Below are 12,517 nucleotides of genomic sequence, written 5' to 3'. Positions count from 1 at the left end.
ACCCTGTGTTAACTTTCCCCTCCGTTTCCGGCAGGTTCCGCCTAACTGCCTGTGGGGCACTGAGAATAGTTTTGAAATTTTTTGGCAGTTTTTGCTTTCCTGACCTCACCTTCTGGAAATTGCTTTCTATAAAGGTGCAGTTAACGTTTTAATGCACCCTTCTTTCCATCAGAGTCTATTCTTGTGCAGCCACAGCTTAGAGCCAACATCTTTCCATACCTCTGAAGTTCCGTATTGCTTAATTTTTCAAAATCCCCTCCTGACAATTTTAAATTTCTTCATTTAGGCACAACTTTATCGCCTTTACACCGGTTCTTTTCAATCATTAAATGAAAAAGGCTTTACCCTATTAGAGTAAAGCCTTTCTATTATAGAATCTCCTGGTCAGCTACACGCCCACCTTTTCTCTTCTTAATGTGCTTTTGCGATCAGGACCCACTGATGCAATAGTAATAGGCACCTCTAGTTGCTGCTCCAGGAAAGTCATATAGTTATTGAAGGCCTCCGGTAATGCTTCTACTGTATCAATCTGATTCAGGTCTACTTTCCAGCCTGGGAGTTCTTCATAGATCGGCTCCATGGTCTCTGTATCCAAAGAGTGCGGCAATCGATCCGTTATTTCGCCGGATGCGAGCTTATAATGTGTGCATACCTTGATGGTGTCGAACTCTGTCAGCACATCGGCTTTCATCATATTAAGTTGCGTCACGCCATTAAGCATAATGGAATACTTCAGGGTTGGGAGGTCTACCCAGCCACAGCGACGCGGACGTCCGGTAGTAGAGCCAAACTCATTTCCAGCTTTTCTGATCTGATCACCCACCTCATCCAATAATTCTGTAGGGAAAGGTCCGCTACCGACTCTTGTGCAGTATGCTTTAAAGATGCCGTATACCTCGCCTATGTAACGTGGCGCTACCCCAAGCCCTGTGCAGGCACCTGCTACCAGCGTGGTGGAGGACGTAACAAATGGGTATGTGCCAAAGTCAACGTCCAGTAATGAACCTTGCGCTCCTTCAGCCAATACACGCTTGCCATTCTTCAGGGCATCGTTGATCATATACTCGCTGTCGACCAACTTGAGCGTTCGCAAGTATTCTACTGCTTCAAAGAAGATCTGCTCTTGCTCACCAAGATCCAGGGTCTGGCCATAGAACTCCACCGTTTTGCGGTGACGGTCTACCAGCTTATTATAGCGGTCCTGGAAATCCTCTGCCAAAATATCGCCGATGCGAAGTCCCACTCTGCCGATCTTATCCTGGTAAGTCGGACCTATACCTTTCAGTGTAGAACCGATCTTCCCTGTGCCCAGCGCTTCTTCCGAAACTCTGTCCAGCACTTTATGGGATGGTAAGATGAGAGAGGCTTTTTTAGAAATAAACAGATTTTGGGAGGCATCTACACCGCGATCCTGTAGTTTCTGCATCTCGATGCGGAACACGATTGGGTCTAGCACAACGCCATTGCCAATGATATTCTGAATATGCGGGTGAAATATACCGGAAGGGATCTGGTGAAGCACATGCTTGGTGCCTTCAAATTCGAGTGTGTGTCCTGCATTAGGGCCTCCCTGGAAACGGGCCACAATGTCATAGGTAGGAGCCAGTACGTCGACGATTTTGCCTTTGCCTTCGTCGCCCCACTGCAGACCTATAAGTATGTCAACTGCCATTGATGAGTTAGTAAATTGATTCCTTTAAGAATTGCGCTGCGAAGTTATCATTTTCTGCGATGGTAAAAATGGCATTCAGCTTCGTAACGATCAAAAGTTTACGGATATGATCGGATGGCTTGATCAAAACCAGCTCTCCTCCCCTGTTCCGAAACTTTGTAAGAAGCGAAACAAGCACACCCATGCCACTGCTGTCCATGAAGCGGACATTAGAAAGGTCCACCGCGCACAGCATCACTTTGTTTTCCACTTGCTCTTCGGCAACGTTCATCAGTTGCTGGGTATCCGGCCCTGCAACCAGGTCACCCTCCAGTCTGATGAACAGGACATCATCCTTTAGCTCTGTCTGATACTTCATGCTGTAGTTCTGTTGCTTTTTTGGCGCGGCAATCGCCGCATACCCCGTAAAGATTAAGGGAATGGTGCAAGATATGAAAATTTAGAAGGTCCCCCACCATGGTCTGTATATTATGGATGCGCGGGTCGCAAAACTCCACCACCTTGTGGCACTCCGTGCAGATCACGTGGTCGTGCTGCCGGTAGCCGTATGATTTCTCGTACTGCGCCAGGTTGCGTCCAAACTGGTGCTTGCTCACCAGGTCGTTCTCCACTAACAGGTCCAGGGTATTGTACACCGTGGCCCGGCTCACGCGGTAGTTCTTGTTTTTCATGCTGATGTAGAGCGACTCCACATCAAAGTGACCGGAACGGGAGTAGATCTCTTCCAGGATGGCGTAGCGCTCCGGCGTCTTGCGAAGCCCCTTGCTCTCCAGGTATGCCGTGAAAATTTTCTTTACTTGCTCTATTCTATTCTGCAGGTCTGTTACCATGTCTTTTCGCTCTTATATATAATAGGTGTGGCGACTTAGTCGAATCGTTCGACTGTCAGCACGCCCGTCACCTTGCCCATGCGCTGGATCAGCTTATCCAGGTGGCCGGTGTCATTAACAAAAACCATAATGTTCCCCTCAAAGATTCCATCATGCGAATCTATTGTGATCGAGCGCATGTTTACCCGCAAGCTGTTTGAAATAATGCGGGTCAGGTCGTTAACCAGACCAACGCGGTCGGTTCCCTTGATGCGTATACCTGCCAGGAAAGCCAGCTCCTTCTGATCCGTCCACTTGGCCTTGATAATGCGGTTGCCATAGTTGGACATCAGTTCTATACCTTTCTTGCAGGTGGTGCGGTGTATCTCGATGCCGTCCTCCTCTGTCTCAAAGCCAAACACTTCGTCGCCAGGTATAGGATTGCAGCATGCGGCCACCTTATAATTCATGTTCGAGGTGTTCTCCCCAATCACGAGCATATCGGAAGTCACCCCGCGTATCTTCTGCACTTCCCGGTCAAAGGACTTAGGCTCGAGCATGGAAGATCCCCGCTCTGCCTGCGCAGAAAAGATCACCTCCTTGATGTTCTTGATATCGATGTGACCAGTGGCGATGCGGTAGTGCAGGTCCTGCACCGTTGGCACGTTAAAGAAGGCCATCAGCTTATTCAGATTTCCCTGCGTTTCGGGCACTTTCAGGTATACGAGGCGGCGCTCCAGCATCGCTTTGCCCTGCTCCGATTTATTTTTGCGGTCTTCGCGCAGGTACTCCTTGATACGGGAGCGGGCTTTGGAGGTCACGACGTAGTCCAGCCATTCTTCGTTCGGTTTCTGCTTCTGCGACGTCAGGATTTCTACCTGGTCGCCGTTGCGCAACCGGAAGCTGAGCGGGACCAGTTTCTGGTTCACCTTGGCGCCGAGGCAGTGCAGACCAATTTCGGAGTGAATCTCGAACGCGAAGTCAAGCGCAGTGGCACGGTCTGGTAGAATCAGTAGTTCCCCTTTAGGAGTAAAGACAAACACCTCCTCCACAAACAGGTTCTTGCGGAACTCGTCCATGAACTCCAGTGCGTTGGCTGTATTGTTTTCCAGCATGTCGCGCACCTTGTTAATCCACATTTCCAGGCCGGACTCGCCCCCACTCCCATCGCTCTTGTATTTCCAATGGGCCGCGTAGCCGCGTTCTGCGATCTCGTCCATCCGCTTGGTCCGGATCTGCACCTCCACCCACTGACCGGATTTACTCATTACAGTAGTATGCAATGACTCGTAGCCATTGGCTTTGGGTGTGTTCACCCAGTCGCGCAGGCGGTCGGGGTTGGGCTGGTAGAAGTCCGTTATAATAGAGTATACCTGCCAGCAGGCCGCCTTTTCATGCTCGAGCGGCACATCCAGCGTGATGCGTATGGCAAACAGGTCGTAGATCTCTTCAAACGTGATGTTCTGCTTCTTGATCTTCTTTAAGATGGAGTAGATCGACTTCGGTCTACCTTTGATGTTGAATTTAAAGCCATGCCGACGCAGTTCCTCCTCAATCGGAGAGATGAAGTCTTTGATGAACTTCCCCCGGGCGCTGCGGGTCTGCCGGATCTTGGTCGAAATGTCCTTGTAGGTATCGGTATCGGTGTACTTCAGGTATAGGTCTTCCAGTTCCGACTTAATCGCATAAAGCCCGAGGCGGTGCGCCAGCGGTGCGTACAGGTACATGGTTTCGGAAGCGATCTTGAGCTGCTTGTGGCGCGGCATGCTGTCGAGCGTACGCATGTTATGCAGGCGGTCGGCCAGTTTGATCAGGATCACCCGCACATCATCCGACAGCGTAAGCAGCATCTTGCGGAAGTTCTCGGCCTGCTGCGAGGTACCATAGTCGAACACGCCGGATATCTTCGTCAACCCTTCGATGATGCGCGCCACGCTGGTACCGAACTCACGCTCGACCTCCTCCACCTCCATATCGGTATCTTCCACCACGTCGTGCAGCAGGGCTGCTACGATAGAAGTAGTACCGAGCCCGATCTCCTCCACCGCAATCTGCGCCACAGCCAGCGGATGCAGAATGTAAGGCTCTCCTGATTTGCGGCGCATGTCTTTATGGGCCTCCACAGAAGTATTGAAAGCCTTTTTGATGATCTTGGCGTCGTTGTCCTTCAGGAAAGGCTTGGCGTGCCGAAGTAATCTGCGGTAGTGTCTAAGGATCTCTTTGCGTTCTGCTTCTGGATCGATCATGTTCATGCTAAAGCTGGAAAGTATAGGGTGCTCAGGCCGGGCAAGCCTGCAGCCATCCTTATGCTACTATCTATAGGTATAAGTGAGGCAGAGGCGTTTTAAGTTTCAAATATACACGAATATCCGCTTTCATGCACACAATGCTACCCGAATCGTGCAATTTGTTGATGCTGAATCACTAAGCTCTGAATTGCTGCACTGCCCGGGAAAGAGAATAAAAAATATTCGCTTTTTTTAGAGCTCACTCTTGCATTTAAAGATAGCGTTCGTAAATTTGCACCATCATTACAAACAAGCACACATGCGGATGTGGCGAAATTGGTAGACGCACTAGACTTAGGATCTAGCGCTGCGAGGCATGGGGGTTCGAGTCCCTCCATCCGCACACAAACGAAACCCTCAACAGCCCATGTTGGGGGTTTGTTTTTACTAGATGTATCATCACTAAAATTTTTGTAAGCCTTGAATATTACATTAAATCAAACCGACGGCACTAACGCACAACTGAAGGTAGTCCTGGAAGAGGCGGACTATGCTACTAAAGTTGACCAGCAAGTAAAAGAATTCAGCAAGAAAGCCCAGATCAAAGGCTTCAGACCTGGTAAAGTGCCTGCAGGACTTATCAAGAAGATGTATGGCAAGAGCATACTGGTGGAGGCGATCAACAAGCTTCTTCAGGAGGAGATCTCTAAATATATCAAGGACAACGATGTAAAACTGCTGGGCGAGCCGCTTCCGGAGCCAAGCCAGGAGAACATCGACTGGGACAACCAGAAAGATTTTGAATTCACGTATGCCGTTGGTCTGCTGCCAGACTTTAACCTTCCGCTGGACAAAAGCGTAGAGGGGTACACTGTAGAGCTGGACCAGACGACGGTGGACGAGGCTTACGAAAACCTGAAGCGCCAGTTCGGTAAAACAACAAACCCAGAGACTTCTGAAGAAGGTGACTTTATCTACGGTGACCTGAAGCAGGTAGAAGGTGAGTTCGAGTCTAAGACACTTATCCCTACAAGCCGTGTAGTAGAAGGCAAAGAGCAGTTCATGGGCGTGAAAGCCGGTGACACGATCCGTTTCGATATTCGTAAAGCATTTGGTGATGACAACAGCGCACTGGCCCACGTAACCGGCCTGAGCAAAGACGTAGTAGCCGACCTGAACGGTGAGTTTGAATTCACGGTAGAGAAAATCAACCGCACCGAAGCAGCTGAACTGAACCAGGAGCTGTTTGACAAGCTGTTCGGCAAAGACGAAGTGAAGACCGAAGAAGAGTTTGACGCCAAGATCCGTGAGACGATCAAGGAGAACTACGAGCGTGAGGCAGACAACCTGCTATACCGCAATATCATCGACACCCTGGTGGACAACGTAGAAGCAGAGCTTCCGACTGAGTTCTTCAAGCGCTGGTTGCAGGTAACAAACGAAGGCCGTTTGACCACAGAGCAGATCGAGGAGAACTTCGACAAGTACCTGAAGGAGCTGAAGTGGTCTATGATCAAGAACAAGGTTGTAGAAGAAAACGAGCTGAAAGTATCCAACGAAGAAGTGGTGAGCAGCACGAAAGAGAAGATGTTGGCGCAGTTCAACATGCCAGAGGTTCCGGAGGAACTGGTAGAGAGCATGAATAACTATGCTAACCAGTATCTGCAGCAGGACAATGGCCGTAATTATATCAATGAGTACGAGCAACTGCTGGCCGAGAAGGTGCTCGCTAAACTAAAAGAAAAGATGACTGTTGTAGAGAAGACAATCTCTACTGAGGACTTCAAGAACCTATCGTAATAACGATTAATAATATTTAACCTAAAAAGTCCTTTATTATTTAAAGGACTTTTTTATTTTTGACCAAACCGTAAATCTAAACAAGATGATGTTTAACAAAGACGAGTTCCGGAAATTTGCCGTAAAGGGCCAAGGCATGAGTGGCCTGGGCGTAGATCAATATATTAGTCATGTAGAAGGCCGGGCCATGCACACGATTGAGAGCATGACACGCTCTGTAATTGAAGAACGCCCGACCAACTTCCGTGAGATCGACGTGTTCTCACGCCTGATCATGGACCGCATTATTTTCCTGGGCACACAGGTAGACGATTTTATTGCCAACATTATTACGGCCCAGTTGCTGTTCCTGGAGTCAGCTGATGCCAAGAAGGACATTTTGCTGTACATCAACAGCCCGGGTGGCTCCGTATACGCCGGCCTCGGCATCTACGACACCATGCAGTATGTGAACCCGGATGTCGCGACGATCTGTACTGGTCTGGCAGCCTCCATGGGTGCGGTGCTGCTGGCCGGTGGCGCCAAAAACAAGCGCTCTGCTTTGCCGCACGCCCGCGTTATGATTCACCAGCCGATGGGTGGTGCGCAGGGTCAGGCCTCCGATATCGAGATTACAGCCCGCGAGATCCTGAAGCTGAAGAAAGAGCTTTATGAGATTTTGGCTGAGCACTCTGGCAAATCTTACCAGGAGGTATATGACAACTCCGACCGCGACTACTGGATGAAAGCGGAAGAGGCGAAAGAGTACGGTCTGATCGACGAAGTATTGCACCGCAAGAAAGACTAAGTCCCATCCGGACTGCAATGTCCTGTGAGTAAAATAGCAGAGCCCATCCTGTATGCAGGTATGGGCTCTGCTATTTTCTTTAGCAAGAAAGAATTGCACCATTATGATACAATTCCTGAAAATAGAACTATACCTAAAAATTTATCAACATGGGGATGTGGATAGTAAAAGTTTGCAAATTACTGTCTGACAAGCGTTTAAATTAAGATACAGTAATAGCAATTTTTTAATTTATGGTTACTTTTTATAACCATATCAACATTTTAGGAATTAAAATACTACCTTAGTAAGGTTTCAATTTTGTACCTTTGCTTTTGAATTACACCCGAGAGGGCCAATAAAATCTTCTGAACAAACTTTTTTATGGCTGAAATTACCTGCTCATTTTGTGGCAAAAACAAAAAAGACGTATCTGTGATGATATCCGGAATCAACGCGCACATTTGCGATCGTTGCATCGGACAGGCACAGCAAATCCTGAATGAGGAAAATAAGATACGCGCCAACAGCCGCACGCCGAAATTCAACCTGATGAAGCCGCGACAGATGAAGGAATACCTTGATCAATTTGTGGTAGGCCAGGACGAGGCGAAGAAAGTTATGTCAGTAGCGGTATACAACCACTACAAGCGCTTGATGCAGCGCACCAACGAAGATGATGTGGTGATCGAGAAGTCAAACATCATCATGGTAGGAGAAACAGGTACAGGCAAGACCTACCTGGCACGTATGATGGCCGGTATTCTGCAGGTACCCTTCTGTATTGCCGACGCCACAGTACTGACCGAAGCTGGCTATGTGGGCGAAGACGTGGAAAGCATTCTGACCCGTTTGCTGCAGGCAGCAGACTATAATGTAGAGTCTGCAGAGCGTGGCATTGTGTACATTGACGAGATTGACAAGATTGCCCGTAAGAGTGATAACCCTTCTATTACCCGCGACGTGAGTGGCGAAGGCGTGCAGCAGGCCCTTCTGAAACTGCTCGAAGGTACGGTCGTGAACGTGCCGCCGCAAGGTGGCCGTAAGCACCCGGAGCAGAAGATGATCACGGTGAATACGGAGAACATCCTGTTCATTTGCGGTGGTGCCTTTGTAGGTATAGACCGCCTGATCAAAAACCGCCTGAACACCCGTCCAATTGGTTTCTCAAAATCCAAGCAGGACGATGAAGAAGAAAAAGAGAATTTCCTGCGTTACCTGACTGCCCAGGATCTGAAAAACTTCGGACTTATACCTGAGCTGATCGGTCGCCTGCCAGTGCTAACGCACCTGAACCCACTTGACAAGGATACCCTTCGACTGATCCTGCTCGAGCCTAAGAACTCGATTGTGAAGCAGTACAAGCGCCTGTTCGAGATGGAGAACATCAGCCTGAGCTTTGATGACGACGCGCTGGACTACATTGTAGAGAAAGCGGCAGAGTATAAGCTTGGTGCCCGTGGCTTGCGCTCCATCTGCGAAGGCATTATGACGGATGCCATGTTTGAGCTGCCGTCTGAGGAAGGCGCCAAAGAACTGGTGATTACGGGTGAGTACGCCCGCGATAAATTTGACAAATCTCCCCTGAAGCAGCTGCGTGTTGCCTAAGGTATAAAGACAATAAAAAGAGAGGGCCTCAGCTGGATTTAGCTGAGGCCCTCTCTTTTTAGGTATAGCTGTCAAAAATGACCTGCTTTTATACTTTGTCTTTCAGATAGCCTACCATCAGTTCGGCGGCACGCTCGGCAGTGCGGTGCTCCCCTATCTTTTTCTTGACGAGCGCATAGCCCTCCTGCTGCTTCTGCATGGCATACTTATCAAACAGGATGTTCTTCAGTTCAGCCACAATCTTTTTGGCGGTGAAATCCTCTTGAATTAACTCTGTTACGACTGGCTTATCGGCAATCAGGTTCACAAGCGAGATGTAGGGCACCTTGATCACACGCTTGCCAATGGCATAGGAGATAGCGCTGGTCTTATAGCATACAACCTGCGGCACATCAAACAGCGCCGTCTCGAGCGTAGCGGTACCCGAAGTCACAAGAGCTGCTTTTGCGTGCGACAGCAGGTCGTAGGTCTGGTCGTACACGATCTTGATGTTCGGGTCTTTGTTGTACTGCTCGTAATACTCTTTTGAGAAGTTCGAAACGCCAGCCACAACAAACTGATAATCGCGGAAGGAAGGCAGCACACTCAGCATTACTTCCAGCATGTTTTCGATCTCCTGCTTACGGGAACCGGGTAGCAGCGCAATGATGGGCTTGTTGTTCTGAATATGGTTTCGAACTCTGAAATCAGACGCCACCACGTGGTCGTTCACCGAGTCTGCCACCGGGTTGCCGATGTAGTCTACTTTGTAATCGAAGCGGCCATAGAATTCCTCCTCAAACGGCATGATGACGAACATGCGGTCGACGAGGCGCTTGATCTTGTGCACGCGGCCCTGGTTCCAGGCCCATATCTTGGGCGAGATATAATAGAAAACTTTGAGACCGTTTTCTTTTGCGAACTTGGCGATCCGCATGTTGAAACCGGCATAATCGACCAGGATGATCACATCCGGCTTGAAGGCCGTGATATCCTCTTTGCACTCACGCAAAAAGCCCAGAATCTTAAAAAAATTGACGGCAGCCTCCGCAAAGCCCATAAAGGCCATTTCCTGGTAATGTTTGACCAGGTGCATACCGGCCTCCTGCATCATGTCGCCTCCCCAGCCCCTGATTTCAGCCTCCGGATCTTGTTTCCGTAGCTGCTTGATAAGGTTAGAAGCGTGCAGATCGCCTGAGCGTTCGCCGGCTATAATGTAATATTTCATGTAATGTGTATGCGTTTGAGGCTGCCCGATAGGACAGGAACGAAGAAAGCAATGGAAAAGGTATAGCCAGATAGCTATAATTGCTTATTCGCCAAAATACTCCACGTAGTTGCGTGGGGTTTCATATAATTTGAGGCTGTGCAGCCTGGCCTGGGAAATTTCAGCGATTTTGGGCTCCAGAATTTTCCAGAACTCCACTACCAGGTTCTCGGTGCTGGCCAGTTTGTCTTCCATGAAAGCTACATCGAGGTTCAGGTTTTTATGGTCCACCTTCTCGATGATGTTTTTGCGGATGAGCGTGCTCAGCTTCTTAAGGTCAATCACAAAACCGGTGTCCGGGTCCGGCTTCCCTTTTACGGTCACGATCAGCTCATAATTGTGCCCATGCCAGTTGGTATTCGCACATGGTCCGAACACCTCCTTATTCTTTGCCAACGACCAGTTCGGGTTGTGCAGCTTATGGGCTGCATTGAAATGCTCTAATCTGCTTACGTAAATCATTTAACTGCTAAACTTATAATTCTTTTGGGACAGCAAATATACGAAGAAAGGAACACCAAAGAACGATGTAATGATTCCAATTGGCAACCCGGCCGGCGGATATAAAAGACGGGACAACAGATCGCAGAGGAGCATGAACAGACCGCCCACAAAAGCGCAGAAAAGCAGGTTGCTCCTGCCTGTCGCGCCCATCAGCCCGCGGGTGACGTGCGGAATGATCAGGCCCACAAAGCCAATGGGCCCGGAGGTAGCCACTGCAAAGCCTGTTACCACTGAAACAGTGCCCAGAATGGCCCAGCGGGTTTGCGCCACATTCACGCCCAGTGCCTGCGCCCGGTCGGCGCCAAGCAGCAAGATATTGAGCTGCTTTTGCAGGAAAACAAAGAGCAGTAGCGCGGCAAGCAGTGCAGTAGCGGGGTATGGCAACAGCGACCAACTGGCCCGCTCGAAGCTGCCCATCGACCAGAAAATCACGGACTTGAGTTTTCCTTCGGAGTCGGACAGGAAGGTGAGCAGCCCGACCATGGCCGTCACCAGCGAACTGATGGCTATGCCTGCCAGTAGCAGTTGCGCAGGTATAAGCTGCCGCTTCCGGTAGCCGAGCACCACCACCACCAACGTCACCACAAAGGCTCCTATTAGTGCAAACACAGGCGGCATGTAAAAGCCTCCGATCGACACTTCGATAAAGCCAAAGAACACGATCACAGCACCCAAAGACGCGCCGGAGGCAGTTCCCAGCAGGTAGGGGTCGGCCAGTCCGTTGTTGACCATAGCCTGCATAAGGTAGCCGCAAAAAGCCAGCGAGGCCCCTACCACCAAAGCCAGCAGAAGCCTGGGCAAACGTAAGTGCGTGATCGCGAAATGGGTTGTATTATCAGGATCGTAGTGGAAAACGGCCTGCCAGATGGTAGTCAGATCCACTTCGAAAGTACCTACCTGCAGCCCAAGCACCAGCGTCACCAGGATCAGCAGGATTGCCCCCGTAAAGTATAAGGCGTTACTCATGGGTATAGGAAGCTTTCAAGTTCACGGATTGACTCGACAACCCGTGGGCTGGGCCGTTCGATGAGGTTGCCGGTGGGTTGGTAGATGCGCTTATTCTGGTAAGCGGCAATCTTGCGAAGCTCCGGGTACAGGCTGAAGAACTCCCGCTCCAATCGCTCTATACTTCCGCCTAACAGCACATCCGGGTTCAGTTTGAGTATGTACTCGCGGGTAAGCGCCGGGTAGGGCTGATCAAAGACTTCCTGCACTGCGTTTTGTGCCCCGAGTATACGCAGCTGGTCTGTCAGGATGGTGTTCTGGCCATACACGTAGATGGGGTCGCTCCAGGTAATAGCCAGCACGCGCTGCTGCTTTGCCTGTCCGCTATACCTGCGCTCGATCTCCTGCACCTGTTGGCGCAGTGAGTCGGCGAGGTGGTTTGCCTGCTGCTCGCGGCCCATGATGCGTCCGATGTCTTCTATACCTTTCAGAATGTCCTCTACGCTGCGGTATTTCTGGTAGTACACGGGTATACCCAGCTCTTCCAGTCGGGCGGCCATATCGAGGGGAGTTATACCTTCCACAGTGAAAACCAGGTCAGGCTTCAGGGCCAGCACCTGCTCAAAATCAACGGGATAGTTGCTCACCACAGGTTTGCTGTACACGGCTGCCGGGTAATCGCATTGGGGGGTGCGGCCAACGATGGAAGCTGTTTCGCAAATGGCGAAGAGCATTTCGGTCATGGAGGAGGCAAAGGCCATCACCCGCTCCGGCTGTCCATTTAACTTTACCGTACGCCCCAGGCCGTCCTGCAGCACCAGTTCCTCCCCTACCTGTTCTTCTTTTCCGGAGCCGCAGGCACAGCAGAAGAGCAGCAGGCATACTATCAAGAACTTGTTCAGGTATGGATACAAGGTATAGATCGGTTTCTGATGGAAG

11 protein-coding genes and 1 tRNA gene are annotated in these 12,517 nt (G+C 50.0%); 4 read left to right on the top strand and 8 right to left on the bottom strand.

From position 1 onward, the window contains the following. Positions 1–388: 388 nt before the first annotated feature. From IEV97_RS18490 to IEV97_RS18475, 4 genes are read right to left on the bottom strand one after another with little or no spacing between them, the layout of a single operon-like run. Positions 389–1,672, bottom strand: a complete 1,284-nt coding sequence (locus IEV97_RS18490; RefSeq protein WP_188502972.1) for an adenylosuccinate synthase — start codon at positions 1,670–1,672, stop codon at positions 389–391. A 7-nt stretch (positions 1,673–1,679) separates the two neighbouring features. Next, on the bottom strand, positions 1,680–2,030 hold the full coding sequence (locus IEV97_RS18485; protein WP_188502971.1) for an STAS domain-containing protein: 351 nt from the start codon (positions 2,028–2,030) through the stop codon (positions 1,680–1,682). Further along, the gene (locus tag IEV97_RS18480) at positions 2,002–2,502 is read right to left on the bottom strand and encodes a Fur family transcriptional regulator (protein ID WP_188502970.1); all 501 of its coding nucleotides are present in this window, start codon (positions 2,500–2,502) and stop codon (positions 2,002–2,004) included. The genes IEV97_RS18485 and IEV97_RS18480 overlap by 29 nt, the downstream gene beginning before the upstream one ends. Before the next feature lie 35 nt (positions 2,503–2,537). Then, positions 2,538–4,733, bottom strand: a complete 2,196-nt coding sequence (locus tag IEV97_RS18475; protein ID WP_188502969.1) for a RelA/SpoT family protein — start codon at positions 4,731–4,733, stop codon at positions 2,538–2,540. Positions 4,734–5,030: 297 nt separating this feature from the next. Here IEV97_RS18475 and IEV97_RS18470 point away from each other — a divergent pair. The 4 genes from IEV97_RS18470 (at position 5,031) to clpX (ending at position 8,883) form a co-directional block, all read left to right on the top strand. After that, positions 5,031–5,112 (top strand) — tRNA-Leu (locus IEV97_RS18470). Between the two features lie 77 nt (positions 5,113–5,189). After that, complete coding sequence (tig, locus tag IEV97_RS18465) at positions 5,190–6,509, top strand: trigger factor (protein WP_188502968.1); 1,320 nt, start codon at positions 5,190–5,192, stop codon at positions 6,507–6,509. Between the two features lie 88 nt (positions 6,510–6,597). After that, on the top strand, positions 6,598–7,296 hold the full coding sequence (locus IEV97_RS18460) for a ClpP family protease (protein WP_255594129.1): 699 nt from the start codon (positions 6,598–6,600) through the stop codon (positions 7,294–7,296). Between the two features lie 363 nt (positions 7,297–7,659). Further along, positions 7,660–8,883 carry an ATP-dependent Clp protease ATP-binding subunit ClpX gene (gene clpX / locus IEV97_RS18455; RefSeq protein WP_116542706.1) on the top strand — a complete coding sequence of 408 codons (1,224 nt, stop codon included), beginning with the start codon at positions 7,660–7,662 and terminating at the stop codon, positions 8,881–8,883. 88 nt (positions 8,884–8,971) lie between these two features. Here clpX and lpxB read toward each other — a convergent pair whose 3' ends face one another. The 4 genes from lpxB to IEV97_RS18435 all read right to left on the bottom strand — a co-directional run bounded on the left by lpxB (position 8,972) and on the right by IEV97_RS18435 (position 12,468). After that, positions 8,972–10,090, bottom strand: a complete 1,119-nt coding sequence (lpxB, locus tag IEV97_RS18450; protein ID WP_188502967.1) for a lipid-A-disaccharide synthase — start codon at positions 10,088–10,090, stop codon at positions 8,972–8,974. An 84-nt stretch (positions 10,091–10,174) separates the two neighbouring features. Continuing rightward, the gene (locus IEV97_RS18445) at positions 10,175–10,591 is read right to left on the bottom strand and encodes a 6-pyruvoyl trahydropterin synthase family protein (protein ID WP_076670122.1); all 417 of its coding nucleotides are present in this window, start codon (positions 10,589–10,591) and stop codon (positions 10,175–10,177) included. Next, positions 10,592–11,599 (bottom strand): FecCD family ABC transporter permease, encoded by a 1,008-nt coding sequence (locus tag IEV97_RS18440; protein ID WP_188502966.1) that lies wholly within the window; start codon positions 11,597–11,599, stop codon positions 10,592–10,594. Next, entirely contained in the window at positions 11,596–12,468 is an 873-nt protein-coding gene (locus tag IEV97_RS18435) for an ABC transporter substrate-binding protein (protein ID WP_229734031.1), read from the bottom strand. The genes IEV97_RS18440 and IEV97_RS18435 overlap by 4 nt, the downstream gene beginning before the upstream one ends. Between the last annotated feature and the right edge of the window lie 49 nt (positions 12,469–12,517).

Origin of the sequence: Pontibacter amylolyticus (assembly GCF_014638845.1) — a bacterium.
Lineage (GTDB): Bacteria > Bacteroidota > Bacteroidia > Cytophagales > Hymenobacteraceae > Pontibacter > Pontibacter amylolyticus.
Note: the sequence above shows the minus strand (reverse complement) of the source record. Positions and strands in the feature narration are given on the sequence as shown.